This window comes from Arthrobacter sp. Y3221114 (assembly GCF_059092625.1).
The window spans coordinates 192,948-209,617 of sequence record NZ_JBNHHW010000007.1; the positions used below are offsets into that span (position 1 = coordinate 192,948).

Annotated in this window: 13 protein-coding genes; 1 reads left to right on the top strand and 12 read right to left on the bottom strand. The window is 70.0% G+C overall.

From position 1 onward, the window contains the following. The first annotated feature begins 285 nt into the window (after positions 1-285). Entirely contained in the window at positions 286-1,428 is a 1,143-nt protein-coding gene (locus tag AC5RV3_RS15425) for a metallophosphoesterase (protein WP_494122866.1), read from the top strand. Positions 1,429-1,462: 34 nt separating this feature from the next. On the opposite strand, the gene AC5RV3_RS15430 is transcribed toward AC5RV3_RS15425, so the two are convergent. The 12 genes from AC5RV3_RS15430 to AC5RV3_RS15485 all read right to left on the bottom strand — a co-directional run bounded on the left by AC5RV3_RS15430 (position 1,463) and on the right by AC5RV3_RS15485 (position 16,635). Beyond that, positions 1,463-1,960, bottom strand: coding sequence for a GNAT family N-acetyltransferase (locus AC5RV3_RS15430; protein ID WP_494122867.1), 498 nt, complete (start codon positions 1,958-1,960; stop codon positions 1,463-1,465). Between the two features lie 95 nt (positions 1,961-2,055). After that, positions 2,056-2,808: a hypothetical protein gene (locus AC5RV3_RS15435; RefSeq protein WP_494122868.1), complete on the bottom strand. Its 753-nt coding sequence runs from the start codon at positions 2,806-2,808 to the stop codon at positions 2,056-2,058. A gap of 125 nt (positions 2,809-2,933) precedes the next feature. Then, on the bottom strand, positions 2,934-3,443 hold the full coding sequence (locus tag AC5RV3_RS15440) for a DUF2087 domain-containing protein (RefSeq protein ID WP_494122869.1): 510 nt from the start codon (positions 3,441-3,443) through the stop codon (positions 2,934-2,936). Next, positions 3,440-5,614: an NAD-dependent DNA ligase LigA gene (gene ligA / locus AC5RV3_RS15445; RefSeq protein ID WP_494122870.1), complete on the bottom strand. Its 2,175-nt coding sequence runs from the start codon at positions 5,612-5,614 to the stop codon at positions 3,440-3,442. The genes AC5RV3_RS15440 and ligA overlap by 4 nt, the downstream gene beginning before the upstream one ends. A gap of 98 nt (positions 5,615-5,712) precedes the next feature. Next, positions 5,713-6,414 (bottom strand): hypothetical protein, encoded by a 702-nt coding sequence (locus AC5RV3_RS15450; RefSeq protein WP_493988059.1) that lies wholly within the window; start codon positions 6,412-6,414, stop codon positions 5,713-5,715. A gap of 89 nt (positions 6,415-6,503) precedes the next feature. Continuing rightward, entirely contained in the window at positions 6,504-8,081 is a 1,578-nt protein-coding gene (locus AC5RV3_RS15455; protein WP_494122871.1) for a serine/threonine-protein kinase, read from the bottom strand. Further along, the gene (locus AC5RV3_RS15460) at positions 8,078-9,730 is read right to left on the bottom strand and encodes an FHA domain-containing protein (RefSeq protein ID WP_494122872.1); all 1,653 of its coding nucleotides are present in this window, start codon (positions 9,728-9,730) and stop codon (positions 8,078-8,080) included. The genes AC5RV3_RS15455 and AC5RV3_RS15460 overlap by 4 nt, the downstream gene beginning before the upstream one ends. Before the next feature lie 8 nt (positions 9,731-9,738). Next, positions 9,739-10,575 carry a PP2C family protein-serine/threonine phosphatase gene (locus AC5RV3_RS15465; RefSeq protein WP_494122873.1) on the bottom strand — a complete coding sequence of 279 codons (837 nt, stop codon included), beginning with the start codon at positions 10,573-10,575 and terminating at the stop codon, positions 9,739-9,741. Next, on the bottom strand, positions 10,572-11,765 hold the full coding sequence (locus tag AC5RV3_RS15470; protein ID WP_494122874.1) for an RDD family protein: 1,194 nt from the start codon (positions 11,763-11,765) through the stop codon (positions 10,572-10,574). Before AC5RV3_RS15470 ends, AC5RV3_RS15465 begins: the two co-directional genes overlap by 4 nt. Next, entirely contained in the window at positions 11,750-14,275 is a 2,526-nt protein-coding gene (locus AC5RV3_RS15475) for a transglutaminaseTgpA domain-containing protein (protein WP_494122875.1), read from the bottom strand. Before AC5RV3_RS15475 ends, AC5RV3_RS15470 begins: the two co-directional genes overlap by 16 nt. Continuing rightward, positions 14,272-15,624 carry a DUF58 domain-containing protein gene (locus tag AC5RV3_RS15480; RefSeq protein WP_494122876.1) on the bottom strand — a complete coding sequence of 451 codons (1,353 nt, stop codon included), beginning with the start codon at positions 15,622-15,624 and terminating at the stop codon, positions 14,272-14,274. Before AC5RV3_RS15480 ends, AC5RV3_RS15475 begins: the two co-directional genes overlap by 4 nt. A 39-nt stretch (positions 15,625-15,663) precedes the next feature. After that, positions 15,664-16,635: an AAA family ATPase gene (locus tag AC5RV3_RS15485; RefSeq protein ID WP_494122877.1), complete on the bottom strand. Its 972-nt coding sequence runs from the start codon at positions 16,633-16,635 to the stop codon at positions 15,664-15,666. Between the last annotated feature and the right edge of the window lie 35 nt (positions 16,636-16,670).

A 16,670-nucleotide genomic window follows, 5' to 3' on the forward strand; every position in this document is an offset into this window, starting at 1 on the left:
CACCCATGATGCTTGTGCGGACGCCCGGTCCGCACGGTAGGAGTTCGGCCTGTCCCGGCGTAGCTCCGGTCCCCATCGAGGCGTTGGCCGCCCGGCGTGTTCCCCAACGGATCACTCAAAATGCTGTCCCCAGTGTGGCACAAACGACCAGCGGGCGACAAGGAAAATCGCGAAGCAGTTTGACCGCCTTACGCCGGGGGCCTAGAATGTGGCCCCCGCGAACGGCCGGTAGGGGTGTCGGGCTTCCGACCGGCTGCCGGATTCCTCACGCGGCGAGGAGGCCCCATGCGTCCGGCTCGGCTGGCTGCCATAGCCCTGACCGCCCTGCTGCTGCCGTGCTGCAGCAGCGCGGGGCAAGGCTCCCCCGCCCCGGCGCCGCTAGCCTCGGCAGGACCCACCTCTCCCATGACCTCCCGCGCGCCGGCCGCGCCGCCGGTTACGTCACCACCTGCCTCAGACCCGGCCGGCCCGGCGGCCCCCGCGCCCCGGACAGGCGGCAACTCCGCGGAAAGCGTGAAATTCGCGGCGGCCGGGGACTTCGGCTTCGACGAAGGTGCCGCGCAGGTGCTGGAAGCGATGGCGGGAAGCGGTCCCCGGTTCGGCCTGGCGCTCGGCGACCTGTCCTACGGGCTTCCCGGCACAGAATCGGGGTGGTGTAGTTTCGTCACCGACCACCTGGGGCCGGATATCCCCCTGCAGTTGGTTTCCGGAAACCACGAAAGCGATGGCAGGAACGGTTCGATCGACGAATTCGCGCGCTGCCTTCCTCCCCGCTTACCCGGTGTCCACGGCACCTATGGGCGCCAATGGTTCGTGGACATCCCGCAGCGGGATCCCCTGGTGCGGCTGATACTGATTTCGCCGGGCCTGGAGTTTCCCGAATCCGGCCGATGGGACTACCTTCCCGGCACGGAGCATTACCGGTGGACGACGGCTGCCATAGACTCGGCCCGCACGGCGGACATCCCGTGGGTTGTGGTTGGCTCCCACAAGCCCTGCCACTCGGTGGGCCGCTACGAGTGCGATCCCGGCCCGGCCGTGACGGATCTGTTCCTGGACAAAAAGGTGGACCTGGTGCTGCACGGGCACGAACACCTCTACCAGCGGACACACCAACTCGCCCTGGGCCCGAACTGTCCGTCGCTGCTGCCCGCGCACAGCAATAATGCCTGCATCTCCGACACCGACGCCGACTTCGAGTCGGGTGCCGGCACGGTCTTCGCGACGGTCGGCACCGGCGGGCAACCGCTGCGCGACATCAACGGCTCCGATGCCGAGGCGCCCTACTTCGCCGCCCGCTCCGGCGCGAACGCCGACCCCACGCACGGGTTTGTGGAGATCGAGGTGACCGAGGACTCCCTGAAGGCTACGTTTGTCGGCGCCGGCGACGGGAACTTCACCGATTCGTTCACACTGGGCAAACCCTGAGTGCGGCCGCGTACTCGTGCGGTCCGTGGGCGGCCTAGAGGCGCTTGACGAAGACCAGCAGCCGGATATCCGTTCCGGGCACCGGCCAGTCCCGTTCCGGCGCACGGTCGAATCCCAGCGATTCATACAGCCGGTGCGCCGCGGTCCAGTCGCTGCCGGTGGTCAGGCTCACGGCGTCGATGCCCTGCAGCGTGCGCGCGTACTCCACGATGGCGTCCACGAGCGCCCGGCCGACGCCGGAGCGCTGCAGCCCCGGATCCACGGCCAGCATCCGGAACTCCAGTTCACCCTCCCGCGCGATGTCGGCGTACTTCCCGCCAGCCTGCGCCAGCGTGACCGCCCCGGCCACCTTTCCGCCCCGCTCGGCCACCCAGATCTCGGCATGCTGTGCCCGGTGCGCCACGTCGGAAACGTGCACCAGATACGGGTGGTCGGCTGCCGGGAAGTGTCCCGCGGCCAGGTACGCCTCGCGCGTTAGGCGCTCAACGTCGTCGAAATCGGTGGCGGTGGCAGGGCGGATGGTGATCTGCATGTGCTTGGGCGGTGTCCTTGCGGGTAGCGAAAGTACGACGTCGGGGCTTGCCTGACCAGTTTCCCGCACCCCGGGCGGTGCGCGCCAATAGGGGTTCAGGCCTCGCCGCCGTATTGCCGTCCCGCCGGCGGTCCCGCCGCCGGGCGGGGCAGGGGCGGGAGCAATTCCGGATTGACCCGCCGCTGCAGGGCGGCGACGGCCTCGGCCGGCAGCGCCAAGAGACCGTCGAGCTCCTTGCGGGCCCGCGCGTAGGCCAACTGCCGCTCGGCGGGGGTGGCCGCCCGGTCCACCGCGATGGTCAGCAGCCGGCGTGCGGTGTTCAGCCGCAGCCGTTCGGGGCCGCTGAAGTGCTGGTCCTGAATGCGGCGGGCCTCGCGTTCGGCGATGTCGAAGGCCACCTCATAGGCCCGCACCGCCTCGCGATATTCGCGCAGCCGCTCGTCGGTGGCAACTTCCGCGGCGGTGACCGGCCGCAGCCCGTCCGCGGTCCGTTTGGCGCGCAGGAACGCCACCGTGAGCGGCTCGCGGACATCGGACATCATGGGGAAATCGATCAGCTTGGCCACGTCCAGCTCGTAATCCAGCCAGCGCGCGTTCACCGCGTCATGGTCGGCCATCACCGCCGCGGTGTCGCGGAGCCGCTGCTGCTCCGCGACGGCGGCGGCGCGCATCCGTTCGGCCTCGCGCCGGGCCGCCTCCGACCGTGCGCTTTCGCGCCGCCGGCCACCGGTCCGGTTCCAGCCCTGACCGCGCCGGGTGCGCTTGGCACGCTGTCCCAGACCGGAGACCACGGCGAAACCGACCCAGATGAACCACCAGGGAAAACCGTCGGCAAAGAACTCGTTCATGGCTCACCTCGCACATCCATCGTCCCATGGCCGGTGATGCCAGTCACGATGGTTTTACGAGGCCGCCGGGATGTCCGCGCGTTTCGCGAAGTGGCTGCCGCTGCTCTCGGCGCAGCTTTCCGCTGCTACTGCCGCCCGGGGCCGTTGGCGGGGCGGTTCGGGATCCGATAGGCGCTGCCGTCCGGCTCGCGGTTCAGGAAGCCGTAATCCACCAGGGCACGGCGGAGCATCGGTACATCGGGGGTGAAGGCGGCCAGCCTGGCGTTCAGTTCCTTTTCAGCCATGACCTCGCTGCCGGCAATGATGCGGTCGCGGATATGGCCCAACAGTTCCAGCCGGTCGGAGGCACGGGCTGGCAGCACCACGAGCTCGCCGGCGAGGAACCTTTCCGGTCCCGTCTGCTGGGGTTTCCGTGCCGCGGCCAGCGCGGCCTTGAACACACCGGGCTCAACGGTGAGGGCACCGCCGTCGTCCGTCACCAGGCCGGAGGCGAGCAGCTTCTGCCGTTCCTTGGCGGTCATCTCTGGCTGTTGGCCCAGCACCAGGGCAGCGTAGAGCCCGCGCAGGCGGTGGCTGGCCAGAGCGGAGAGCAACTGCTGCCAGCCGGCGCCGGGCCCTGGCCGCTCCCCCGTCACGCCGTGCCGGTTTCCAGCAGCCGGCGGAAACCGTCCTCGTCCAGCACCGTCAGGCCAAGGGACTCGGCCTTGTCCAGTTTGGTGCCCGCGTTCTCGCCGGCCACCACATAGCTGGTGTTCTTCGAGACGGAGCCGGAGGCCTTGCCGCCGCGGATGATGATCGCTTCCTTGGCCTCGTCGCGGCTGAAGTTCGGCAGCGTCCCGGTGACCACCACGGTCAGCCCCTCCAGCGTGCGGGGCATGCTCTCGTCCACCTCGTCGGCCATTCGCACGCCGGCGGCGGCCCAGGCGTCGACAATCCCGGCATGCCAGTCCTCGGCGAACCACTCTTTCAGCGCCGCCGCGATGGTGGGGCCCACCCCGTCCACGTGCGCCAACTGGTCCTCGCTGGCGGCCCGGATGGCGTCCATCGACCCGAACGCAGTGGCCAGGGCGCGGGAAGCGGTGGGACCAACGTGCCGGATGGACAACGCCACCAGGACCCGCCAGAGCGGCTGGGTCTTGGCCTTCTCCAACTCCTCGAAGAGCTTCCTGGTGTTGGCCGTGGGCACAGAGGGCTTCTTAGCGGTGCCCTTGGTGTAGAAGTAGGGCACCAGTTCCGTCTCTCCGGTGGGCACGCCCTTCGCCTTCTTCTCGCGGCGGATCCGCACGTCGGCCAGGTCCTCGGGCCTGAGGCTGAAAATCCCCGCCTCGTTGGTGAGCGGAGGCTGTTCGGGTTCGGCCGGCCGGGTCAGCGCGAACGCGGCCTCGTAGCCCAGCGCTTCGATGTCGAAGGCGCCGCGGCCGGCCAGATGGGCCACCCGCTCGGTCAGTTGCGCCGGGCAGGACTTGGCATTAGGGCAGCGCAGGTCGACGTCGCCTTCCTTGCCGGGAGCCAGCGGTGTGCCGCACGAGGGGCAGTCGGTGGGCATCACGAAATCGCGCACCGGCGGATCCTGCGCATCCCGCAGCGCCAGCACCGGGCCCACGATCTCCGGGATCACGTCGCCGGCCTTGCGCAGCACCACGATGTCGCCGATCTTCACGCCCTTGGCCTTGACCACGTCCTGGTTGTGCAGCGTGGCCATCTCCACGGTGGAACCGGCCACCTTCACCGGTTCCATCACGCCGTACGGGGTGACCCGGCCGGTGCGGCCCACGTTCACCCGGATGTCCAAGAGCTTGGTGTGGACCTCTTCCGGCGGATACTTATAGGCCACCGACCAGCGGGGCACCCTGGAGGTGTGGCCGAGCGCGCGCTGCAGGCCGAAGTCGTCCACCTTGACCACGATGCCGTCGATTTCGTGCAGCAGGTCATGCCGGTGTTCACCGTAGTGTTTGATGAACTCCAGTACCTCTTCGTAGCTGTCCACGACCTTGTAATAGGGGCTGGTGGGCAGCCCCCATTCCTGCAGCATCGCGTAGGTGTCCGATTGGCTCTCGGCGGCGAGCCCTTCGCGGGCGCCGATCCCGTGGACGAACATGTGCAGCGGCCGCTCGGCCGTCACCTTCGGGTCCTTCTGCCGCAGCGAGCCGGCCGCGGAGTTCCGCGGGTTGGCGAACGGCGCCTTGCCTGCCTCCACCATCCGCTCGTTCAGCGCCAGGAAGTCCTTGGTGGGGATGAAGATCTCGCCGCGGATCTCCACCTCGGACGGGATGTTGCCGCCGGAGAGCCGGCGCGGGATGTCGGCGATGGTCAGGGCGTTGTGGGTAATGTCCTCGCCGGTCGTGCCGTCTCCGCGGGTCGCGGCCCGGACCAGTTCACCATCGCGGTAGAGCAGGTTGACGGCCAATCCGTCGATCTTCACTTCGCTGAGCCAGCGCAGTTTCCTGCCGTTGCCCAGGTTGGCCACCGACGCTGTGGCGCGGTCCACCCAGGCCTTCAGCTCGTCCAGCGAGAAGACGTCCTCCAGCGAGTACATCCGCTGCAGGTGCTCCACCGGGGCGAAGGCGGCGGAAACCTCGCCGCCGACTTCCTGCGTGGGCGAGTCGTTGGCCACCAACTCCGGGTGCAGTGCCTCGATCTCCTCCAGCCGCCGGTACAGCTGGTCAAATTCGGCGTCCGAGACCAGCGGGGCGTCCTCGTTGTAATACGCGTAGCGGTACTTGCGGACGTCCTCGGTCAACTGCTCGTACTCGTGGCGGATCTCGTCGCCGGGAATATCGCTGGCAGGTGTTTCGACTGTGCTCACCTGACTATCTTGCCCGAGAAGCGCGGTTCAGGCGACGATGGCGGAGCCCGCAAGTCCCCGCTGGACCGGCGGCCGCTCAGTGTTCCGCGTCAGGCCGCTCAGTCTTCCGCGTCCGGCCGTTCGTCAAGCAGCGGCAGGTCGGCCGCGGTGACCAGGTGCGAGGTCACCGCGTGTTCGACCAGCCGCGCGCGCCGGTTGGTGGCAAGCTTTCCGCCGCCGCCGCGCAGTCCGGCGACGCCCACGCGGTCCAGTTTGTCGCAGACGTTGTCCAGCTTGCGGTTGAACTTGGTCAGGGGCCAGCCCAGCCTGGCCGCCGCCTGCGAGGACGACGGGATTGAGCTGAGGCCGGTCCCGTCGCGCTTGAGCATCGGTTCAGCCAAGGCCAGGATCAGGGCCTTCTGCGACGCGGTGAACACCACCGGGCCGATGGTGGTTTCGCCCACCGCATCCGTGTCCCGGTGTTCCTGGCGGAACGACGGCGTCTTCACATGGACCGACAGTTCATAGGTCGTGGGGCCGGCCGTGAAAACGATGTTCGTCTGGCTGAAGACCATCGGGATCCGCGCTCCCGGCGCCAGCCATGCCTGCATGCCCCCGGTCGAATCGGCAATGGTCGCGGAAATGAGGGAGCCAACGTTGGCCAGCCACCAGATGCCGTCATAGTGGGCGATCTGCAGGAACCTGCGGTGCAGGTAGGGATTGTCGTCGATCTCCAGGTCGCCTTCGCGCCCGATGGTGAACACGTCGTTGTTCGTGGCTTCATACCATTCGCCGCAGAACTCAATGCTCACATCCGCCACCGCTATCCCCCTTGTCTGCACCGACCGCGGGGGCCAATGCGTGATTCAACGTTTCAAACCTACCCGCGAAAGCCGCGCAGGCCGGGCAGCTACTTGTCCGCGCAGCCGCGGACCGGATCCGAGGCCCGGCCATTGGCCCGCACCACCACCACTTCAATGCAGGTCCGGTCATTCTGCGCCAAGGGCATGGTTGCCTCGGGTTCACCGGTGCGCTCGGCCTCGCCCCGGCCCAACGCGGTCACCGGCGTCCAGATGTACAGGTCGCCGTCCCGGGGGTCCGGATTGGTCCAACTGAAGACTGCCTCGCCGCCCTGCACCCGGGCGGCCAGGTCCTCCGGCGGCACAACGTTGCCGGACAGGCCTTCCAACGCGTTTGCCGGCGGCCGGCTGACGGGGGTTTCGGGCACTGCAGCCTCGGAGGCAGGGCGGTTGAGCACGACGACGGCACCGGCGAGCACCGCTGCCGCGGCGGCGGCCCCGGCCACCCAGGCCCAGGGGCGGCGCCGCGCCTCGCCGTCGGGGTCCGTCGCTTGGTCCTGTTCCGAGTCCCGCAGCACTGTGGCGCCGTCCGGGTCCAGCTTCAGGGGCCGCCCGTGGGGGCCGCCGGGCAGCCACGGCCCGGCTGCGGTGCCTGCTGCCGGCTGCGCCGACCCGGCGGGCTGCCTCCCGGTGCGTTCGGGGAAGGTGAAGCCGGGTGCCGTCGGTGCCGTGCCGGCGGACGGGTCGATGGAGACAATCCCGCGGACACGCGTCGCCTCGCCGTCGTCGCCGCCGTCTGCCTGAGCCGACCGCGCTTCCTCCAGCACCTCGAACGGGGTCACCGAGAGGTTCAATTCCGTCTGGACCCGCTGCAGGGCCAGCGCGAAGGCATAGGCCGATGTAAACCGCGAGCCCGGCGACTTTGCCATCGCCGTAGCCAGGGCCAGTTCCAGGGATGCGGGCACGTCGGCACGGCGCAGCGGCGGCAGCGGCGCATGCGCGATGCGGTCCATGAGGTCCCGTTGGGAGTTGTTTCCGCCGGGCTGGATGAACGGGGACCGCCCGGCCAGCAGCGTGTAGACGGTGGCACCCAGCGACCAGATGTCGCTGCGGGTGCCGTTGCCGGCAGCACCCTGGAATGCTTCCGGTGGCGACCAGGGGATGGACATGCCGGTGTCGCCGTCCCCGCCGTCAGCGCCGGAGGAGGAGATGCCGAAGTCGGTCAGGGCCGGCCGGTTGTAGTCGGTGACCAGGATGTTGGCTGGTTTGATGTCGCGGTGCGCGATTCCCGCCCGGTGCGCGGTTTCCACGGCCGAGGCCACCTGGATTCCGAGGGCCAGCACCTCGTCCACCGCCAGTGGCCCGTTGCGGTACCGCACGTCCAGACTGGGACGCGAGCAGTACTCCATTGCCAGGTAGGAATGTCCGTCGGCGGTGAGATTGGCCTCGTAGATCGTGACGATGAACGGATGCGTGGACAGTTGCGCCATGAGGTTCGCTTCGGATTCGAAGCGGCGGCGGGCGTCCTCGGTCTTCAGCCCGGACAGCAGTACCTTGACCGCAACCCGGCGCTTGGGTCGATCCTGTTCGTAAAGATAGACATCGGAGAAGCCCCCGGAGCCGAGCAGCCGGACGTAGCGGTAGCCTTCGATGGCGGGCGGCGGTGCGGGCGGGCGCTTCATGCTCACGGCAGGTCCTCAAAGCGCAGGGAGATGCCGTCGCCCAGGTCCGCGATGTCGCCGTCCAGCAGCATGACCGCCTCGCCGTGGCCCAGCCGCCGGGGCGCCTGCTGGCCGCGCAAGAGCAAGGTCCCGTTGGTGGAGTCCAGGTCGGCAAGGATGACGTGCCAGCCTTCCAGCCGGACTTCCACGTGTGAGCGCGAAATATCCCCGCTGGCGCTGTGCACCGGAACCAGCCGCGGCATCACACTGCCCTGGACCCGGTTCGCGGAGGGCTGCCGTCCAACGATCACGGGCCTGTCCAGTTCCACCACTTCCCCGGTGGACAACCGCAGGTGCCCCAGCGCCGGCCGCTGCACCTCCTGGGCCTCGTCGCCCAGCTGCCCGCCGCATGCAGAGCACGCTGAACTGGTCGGTGGATTGGCGTGGCCGTGACCGCACAAACGGGCCAGCACCATGGGCGCGGTGCTCGGCACGGACGACGGCGCCGCGGCGGCAGCGGCGGGTGCGGCGGCAGCGGCGGGTGCTGCCGGGACCTCGGGCAGGTCGCTGCGCATCAGCGTCTGCCCGTCGTGGTCGCCGTCGGCGTGGTCTCCCGGGACGAACCCGGCAGGCGGGCCGGCAGCGGCAGGGCCGCGGTGGGTCGGCTCGGCCGGCTGGGAATCCCTGGCCTCTTCCGCGGCGGCGGATGCCGCGGCGGCGGCGCGGGCGGACGCAGACGGCGTCAGCCAGGGGACGGCGTCGATCAGGTCCATCGGCTGGCCGGGCTGCCCGGCGGTCCGGCCCGCCGCCGCGGGACGCGCTGCGACGGCGGCTCCCGCCTGGCCATCGCCGCCGGCGGCAAGGGGCGGCCGTGCCTGCAGGTTGGCCCGCTGCGCGGCGGCGTGGACAACCGTCTGGTCCAGGCCATCATCTGCCGCCCCGGTGTCCGGCACCGCTTGGGCGCCGGCGGCCTGCCCGGCGTCCGGCACCGGTTCGACGCCCGGCACCATTTCATCGGCTGCAGCGGCGGCGTCGGACTCATCTTCCGGCACGTAGAGACTGGTCATTTCCAGGCTTTCGGACCATCCGGCCTCCGCCCCGCCGGACTCCGGCCCTGCCGCTTCGGTCCGCGCCGCCGGAGCCGGTACCGGTGCAGGTGCAGCTGCCGAAACGCCGGCCGTACGGTCCGTCTCCGTCGAATTCGCTGCGCCCTTTGGTCCTGGCACCCGTCCGGCGGCAACTGCCGCGCCCATGCGAAGGGCACCCAGCTGTACCGCGCCGGCGCGCAGCGGCAGCCATGGGCCCGGCTGGCCTGCCGGATGGGGCCCGCCGGCCCCGGCCGCAATGACCACGCGGTCGGCCGCCAGCCGTCCTTCGGTCCAGCTGGAGACACCGCGCCCGCTCAGTTCCTGCCCGTCCGGATCCGCGGATGCCACCACGTCGCCGCGGAGCACCGCGTGGATGCCGCCGGCGCAGGAGATGATGCCGAACTGCGGCATGGCCGACAGGTTGGCGCCGTAGCCGGAGACGACGGTTCCCAGCAGCGCTTCGAGCGTGGCGCCGGACTCCAGCGCCTGCCACAACTGCTGCACCATGTCATCGGGGGCGCCCGGTTCGAGGAGTACTGCTGTGTCGCCGCTGACCAACCCAAGCCAAGGCCCGGGGCTGTACGCCATGCCCGCCATCAGTCATCCCCCACGGCGGTTGCCTGTTCGGGAGCTTCCAGCCGGGGCAGCGTCGTCGTCTCCTCCTGCCGCGGCGCGGTCGAGGCATCCTCGGCCTGGCCCGCGGGACCGGCGGCATCAACGACAACCACGGTGATGTTGTCCCGTCCGCCCGAGCGCAGCGCGGCCTGGATCAGCGCATCGACCGCGTCCTGGGGATGGGACAGCGAGGTGAGGATGCTGTAGATGTGGTCGTCGCTGACCTCCGACGTCAGCCCGTCGGAGCAGATCATGATCCGGTCCCCCGGTTCCACGGGCACCATCCAAAAATCCGGCTGGTTGTCTTCGCCGGTGCCCAGCGCCCGGGTGATGACGTGCCGGCGCGGATGCACCAGGGCCTCCTGGGCGGTGATTTGTCCCGCCTCGAGCAGTTCCTGCACCTCGGAGTGGTCGACACTGACCTGCACGAGTTTGCCGTGGTTGAGCCGGTAAGTGCGGGAATCGCCGACGTTGAACACCAGCCAGTAGGGCACGCCGCGTTCGGAGACCAGCGCGGCCCCGGACACCGTCGTGCCCGCCCGCGATGCCGCCGCCACCCTGATCCGTGCGTCGGCCCGGGCGATCAGCTGTTCCAGCTCGTGCGCGCCGAGTTCGTGGCTGGCCACGTAGTCCCGCATCGTCTCCACGCAAATGCGGCTGGCCACTTCGCCGGCCTCGTGTCCGCCCATGCCGTCGGCCACCGCGAACAACGTACCGTCGGCCAGGTACGCGTCCTCGTTCAGCTGCCGCCGCAGCCCGCGGTCGGACCCGGCGCCGACGTTGAGCCGGATGGGCTCCGCTCCCGACGCCGTGCTCATGCGCGTCCGATGGTAAAGCCGCGGTCGCCGAACTCGACGGTCGCTCCGGGTTGGGCAGCCACCGCTTCCCCGGGGGCCAGCTGGCGGCGGATGCCGTCGCCGCCGGTCACCGCGGTCCCGTTGGTGGAGTTGCGGTCGGTCACCCAGACGGTGCCGCCGTCGACCCGCAGCAGCACGTGCGTCTTGGATACGGAGCGTCCCATGTCTGCGAAATCGATCAGTTGGTCGATCTCCTCGCCGGCGCCTGCGGCCGGGTTGCGCCCGATCAGGGCTGTCGTTTCAAGTACCACGTTGCGCCCGTCGTCGAAGGTAATGGTGAGGGGCCCCGCCGGCGGGGCCACCGTACGGACCCGGGTCGCCGCGAATTCTTCGTCCGGGTGGTTGTCGCGGACCGCATCCGCAGTCTGGCCCGTCGCTGCCGGGACGTACGACGGCGGTGCCTCCGGGGTGCCCTGGCTGACGGCCGCCGGCGCAGGCGGCGCGGCGGAGACGGCGCCGGCTGCCGGGACGGTGGGCGCCGGTGCTACCGGTGCGGGGCCGAATCCCGGGATCGCGGAGATGACGGCGGAAGGCTGCGGAGCAGGCTCAGTGACGGGCCGGTCTTGTCCTTCCGATGCCGCGCCGGCAAAGCCGACGTGGGCGTCGGTACCGTCCGGCGCAAAAGCCGCCGGCCCGTACAGTCCGCCGGTGGTCAGCGGATCGCGCCCCTGTGCCACGTCGAGCACCAGGGTCTTGGCCACCTTGTCGTGCCAGCCCTGGCGCTTGTGGTTGCGGTCCCAGACGTTGGAGACCACCACCACGACCGCGCCCACTGCCAACACCAGTGAGCCGACGGCGATGATCAGCCCGCGCAGGAAGATGGCTCCCCAGCCGGCCGCGTGGCCGTCCTCGTTCGCGGTCCGCAGGCCCAGCAGCACGTTGCCGGGAGTCTTGCCGGTGGTCGCTTCCCAGCCCCAGAGCCAGATGGTGTAGGCCAGCGACAGCACGGTCGCCAGCCCGATCCACAGGAACAGGCCGCCCAGCGAGTCCGCGGCCGCGGAGGCGCTGCCCGAGGCCGCGGCCTCCATCACCGCCGGCACGCTGGCAGCGTAGGCGGCCAGCATCAGCACGGCCGGCAGAATCTTGTCGATCAGCCACGCCGCCAGCCGTTTGCCGACCGGGGCGCTGACCAGATTCAGTCTTGCTGCCACGTGCTGCTCCCGCCCTGTTCCGGCCGTCCGGCCTGTGAGTCTACTGTACGGATTCTAGTGGCGGCCGTTGTCCGCCGCTGCGCCAGCCGCCTCTTGGCGTCCGCAACCAGCGAGCGCGGTGTGTACTTGGCCCGCTGCCGCTGCCAGAAACCCAGCGAGTCCTTCATCTTGGCCAGCGAGTCATCCACCTGGTCCCAGTACTGCTGCACCTGGACCTCCGTCGGCTCGGCCGCCCCGAAGATGGCCGCGTCGGCCCGGTGTGCCAGCAGCGTGGTGCCGTGCGCCGTGGTTGGGAACTGCCCCGCCAGCATGGCGGCATGTTCGCGCCGGGTGGCGTTCGCGGGGGCTCTCGCTCCCATATCGGTGGCCAGCGACATCACCTCGCGCCAGCCGCCGCCCACGCGGTGGCTCGGCAGGCCTTCGCTGGCCCGCCGCTTGCGCCGGCGCAGCTTCAGCCAGGCGATCAGCAACAGCGGCAGCACAAATACCGCCAGCGGGACGGCCGCCATGCCCACGGCCGCGAAGAGCCAGCCCCACAGTTCCCAGAACGACTTCTCCTGCTGCTCGGCGTCCTGCGGCTCCGGGGCGGTGTCCGGCGGGAGCTCGGCCGGTTCCTGCGGCGGAGGCGGCGGCTGCAGGACCTGCGGCTTGGGCGTCGACTTCGGTTCCTGCTGCGGCGGAGTCGGCTCGTTGTCCTCGTCCGGAGTCGGGTCAAAGGCGACCCAGCCGGCATGTTCGAACGCCACCTCCACCCAGGCGTGCACGTCTTCGCCCTTGATCTGAACTGCTTCCCCGGCGGAATGGCCTTCCTTCGGATCCGGGTAGAACCCCATCACCACCCGGGCCGGGATGCCCAGGTGCCGGGCCATCAACGCCATCGCCACCGCGTACTGCTCGTCGTCGCCAATCATCTGCTCTGCATCGAGGAGCTGGATCATCCGCCCCGCGTGGTGGCCGGACAGGCTGCGCGCTTCGTCTTCCTTGCCGTTGCTGAAGAAGCCGTTCTCGTGCAGGTTCCGTTCCAGTTGGCGCACCTGTTCGATCGGCACCGTCGCTTCGCCCACAAACTCGTTCGCCTTGGCCGCGACGATGTCCGGCACCCTGGCCGGTTTCGGCAGGCGGACGGAGGCGAAGTCATACTGTGCCAGCTGGGCGTCATCCAGCCGGCCGGGGAACGTGGTCTCCACCGAGTAGCTGTCTCCGGCCACCAGGTACCGCGTGGTCAGCGCTGTCTTCGAGTCGTCGTTGTAGAACAGCGAGCCGCCCAGCTCCGTCGCCCGCTCCCCCTCGAACGCCATGCCGTCGATGTGCCCGCCCGCGGGAAGCCAGACGCCGCGGTAGTCCCCGATCCGGATGTCGAGCCGCGCGGTGCCGCCGGACGCCGGACCGAGCGAGCCGGCGTCGCCCACGGGCGTGAAATTGCCCCCGCTTTCGGGGTTGACGTTGTAGACCGTGCCGTCGAAGGTATCCAGCGCGGCCAACCGCACCCGCTGGCCCTCGGGCAGCCCGGCGACGGTGAAGAGCGTCTCCTCGGCCTGGTCCTTCACGTAGCTCCGGAAATCCATCAGCGGGCTCGGATAGTCGTAGAGATTGACCGGGGGAACGACGACGTCGCGCAGCACCTCGCGATCGCCGCGCGCCGTGAGTGCCGGGCCGGCCAGCGCCGTAAGCGCCACCGCTGCCGCCAGCATTCCGGCGCCCAGGCCGAGCCTGCGCCGCAGCCCGGCCCGGTGTGCGGCGGGGTCGGCCAGTGCCGGGGTAGCCACGCCGGCAGCGGCATCCCCGCGGGCCAAGTGGCGGTGCCAGGCCAGCCAGGCGGCGGACACCGCCACCAACAGCACGCCCCGCAGCACCGGCAGCGCCGGGACGTCGGTGCCGAACGCGATGCCCAGCAGGAAGAACCCCAGTACCGGCAGCAGCGGCCAGTACGGCCCGCGGAGGCGCCACGCCAACGTGCCGGCCAGCAGGGCGGCGGCCAGGGCGCCCAGGAACGGCACCACCAGCATTCCGCCGGAGATCCCTACCGGCGGGGCGACGGTGAGGATGTCCTTCCACGCGAACACAAAGCCGGTCAGCACGGTGCGCAGCGAGTCCGGCGACGGCAGGACGCCCCCGATGGCTTCGGTGGGCGCGGCGAAGGTGCTGCCGAGCAGCAGGTAGGCCCCCAGCCCGGCGGTGGCCATGGACAACAGACCCATCCGGTAGCGGGCGCCGACCAGGGAGAGCAGGAGCCCGACGGCGATACCGCCGAAGCCTGCGGTCAGGTAGCGGCCGTTGCCGCCGAAAACGTGGTGGAATCCGGCCAGCCCCAGTCCCAGCAGCACCACCAGGACAGCCGCATCGAGTGCCACCTGTCGTGCGGGCCGCGGCAGCCAGGCCGCCAGTCCACCCGCAGCCGGCACGCGCCGCTTCCGCGGGGCGGTAGGGCCGGCGTCGTTCTTTGCTTCGGCGGCACGGCGGCGGACCCGGCCGGGTTGTTGCTCCGGAAGCGGAGCTTTGGCGCTGCTCATGCAGCGGCCTTCCGCAACACGATGGCCAGGTCGTCCAGGCTGGACAGTGACAGCACGGACAGGTCGCCGATGGTCGCCCGGGCGACTTGGAGACCGCCGCCGCAGCGGATGGCGAAGGCACGGATGCCGGCCGGCACGGCCGATGATGCCTGGCGCAGCTGAGTGGCCGACACGTGATCGCCGACGATCAGGAACATGACGGAGGCATTCGGCACCGCATCGGCCGTACCGCGGGCCAGTTCCACCGCGCTGGAGCGCTGCGGTGTGCCTTCGATCCGGGTCATTTCATCCAGCAGGATGCGGCCGGTTTCGCTGCGCAGCGGGCCCCGCTGGGTCAGGACGCTCAGGTTGCGCTGCTCGCGGAGGGCCTGCAGCCCGATCGATGCGCCCACGGAGACAGCCAGTTCGAAGTCTTCCTCCGAGCCGTATTCCTCCGTGTTCGTGGAGACCGCGACGGCGAGATGCGCGCGGCGGGTCTCCTCGAACTGGCGCACCATCAGCGAGTTGGTGCGCGCCGTGGTCTTCCAGTGGATGTAGCGGCGGTCGTCGCCGGGGACGTAATCGCGCAGCGCGTGGAAGGAGACGTCGGCGCTGGCCAGTTCCTTGGTGGGCAGTCCCTCGAGGTCGCGGATGAAGCCGGCGGCCGAGCTGCCCAGCGCAGTGGTGCGGGGATGGACGAACAGGTCGGTCGGTTCCGTCCACATCATCTGCCGGCGCAGCAGGCCCAGTGGATCCTGGCGCACCGAACGGACCGGCCCCACCACGATGACGGCGCGGCGCTGCGTGGGGATGGTGAACAGGTCCTCGTGCACTTCGCCGGCCGTCATGCGGGGCAGCTGGAACACGGCCGTGGCCGCCCCGACCGGCAGTTCCAGCGCGGCCGGCAGCAGGGGTTTGTCCGCGGTGTTCGTCACCGCTACGCTCCCCACGGCCTGGTCACCGACGGCGACCCGGGTGCGTGCCAGGTCCAGTTCCACGCCGTACGAGGAACGGCCCAACACAAAACCTATGGCCAGCGCCAGCAGGAACAGTCCCGTCAGCGCCGCGATCTTGGCCTCCTGCCAGCCGAAGGCGATCCCGGGCACCAACAGCAGGACCGTGCCGCCGGCCACCACCCAGCCAAGCGGGCTCACGGTATCCAGCACAGGCCGCAGGTAGCGCTCCGCGGCACCCCGTACCCGCCGCCAGCCCGGCCCCACGTACTGCCCGGCCAGCGAACCAGCCTGGGCGGCCAGCGAGGCCGGATGCAGCTTGCTGCCTTTGTCCGGAGCCACCCGCCGAATCGTTTCACTGAGGCCACCGAGCCGGTTCGTTTGCTCCGTGGCCTGCTTCGTCGTGGTCTCGGTCATGCAGCCGCTTTCGGCCGGAAGAGTTCCTTCGGCACGGCGCTAGACCGTCACCCGCTGCTGGGGCGCCGGCACGTCGGCCAGCACGCGCGACATCACGGCCTCCGGGGTAGCACCGGCGAACTCCGCCTCGGGGTCCATCACGAACCGGTGGTTCCAGACCACGGGAGCCAGTTCCTTGATGTCGTCCGGCAACACGAAGTTGCGGCCCTGGGACGCGGCCCAGACCTTGGCCGCGCGGACCATGGCCAAGGCGCCGCGTACGCTCACGCCGAGGCGCGACTCGGCCGCGTTGCGGGTTTCCTCACACAGGGCCGAGACGTATTCGAGCACCGACAGGTCCACGTGGTTGCTGGCCCCGAGGTCCGCCATGTCCCTGACGGCCTGCGGGGTGATGATCGGCGTCAGGGCGGCCGACCGGTCGCGGGTGCTGGCTCCGCCCAGCAGCTCCACGGTCGACGCGCGGTCCGGGTAGCCGATCGACGTCTTGATCAGGAAGCGGTCCAGCTGGGCTTCCGGGAGGCGGTACGTACCGGCTTGCTCGATCGGGTTCTGCGTGGCGATCACCATGAAGGGGCGCCCGGCGTCATAGGTCACGCCGTCGACCGTCACCCGGCCTTCCTCCATGACTTCCAGCAGCGCCGACTGCGTCTTCGGCGAGGCACGGTTGATCTCGTCCGCCAGCACCACGGTGGCGAAGATCGGGCCCTTGTGGAACTCGAACTTCTGCGTCTTCTGGTCGTAGATCGTGATGCCGGTGACGTCCGAGGGCAGCAGGTCCGGCGTGAACTGGATGCGCGAGTTCGAGCCCTGCACGGTGGCCGCCAGCGACCGGGCCAGCATGGTCTTGCCGGTTCCCGGGGCGTCCTCCAGCAGCACGTGGCCCTCGGCCAACATGGCCGTGAGCACCAACCGCACCACCTGGTTCTTACCAAGCACCGCTTGGCCAACGTTGGCGGCCAGCTTCCCGAACGTCTCGGCGAACCACTCGGCCTGCTCGGAAGTCATCGTCATGCTGTTCCCGGTTTCTCTTCGTGTTGCATCAGTGT

Excerpts from the sequence above, each read along its gene's own strand:
- AC5RV3_RS15425 (WP_494122866.1), top strand. The coding sequence starts at position 286 with ATGCGTCCGGCTCGGCTGGCTGCCATAGCCCTGACCGCCCTGCTGCTG.
- AC5RV3_RS15430 (WP_494122867.1), bottom strand. The coding sequence starts at position 1,960 with ATGCAGATCACCATCCGCCCTGCCACCGCCACCGATTTCGACGACGTT.
- AC5RV3_RS15435 (WP_494122868.1), bottom strand. The coding sequence starts at position 2,808 with ATGAACGAGTTCTTTGCCGACGGTTTTCCCTGGTGGTTCATCTGGGTC.
- AC5RV3_RS15460 (WP_494122872.1), bottom strand. The coding sequence starts at position 9,730 with ATGGCGTACAGCCCCGGGCCTTGGCTTGGGTTGGTCAGCGGCGACACA.
- AC5RV3_RS15465 (WP_494122873.1), bottom strand. The coding sequence starts at position 10,575 with ATGAGCACGGCGTCGGGAGCGGAGCCCATCCGGCTCAACGTCGGCGCC.
- AC5RV3_RS15475 (WP_494122875.1), bottom strand. The coding sequence starts at position 14,275 with ATGAGCAGCGCCAAAGCTCCGCTTCCGGAGCAACAACCCGGCCGGGTC.
- AC5RV3_RS15480 (WP_494122876.1), bottom strand. The coding sequence starts at position 15,624 with ATGACCGAGACCACGACGAAGCAGGCCACGGAGCAAACGAACCGGCTC.
- AC5RV3_RS15485 (WP_494122877.1), bottom strand. The coding sequence starts at position 16,635 with ATGACGATGACTTCCGAGCAGGCCGAGTGGTTCGCCGAGACGTTCGGG.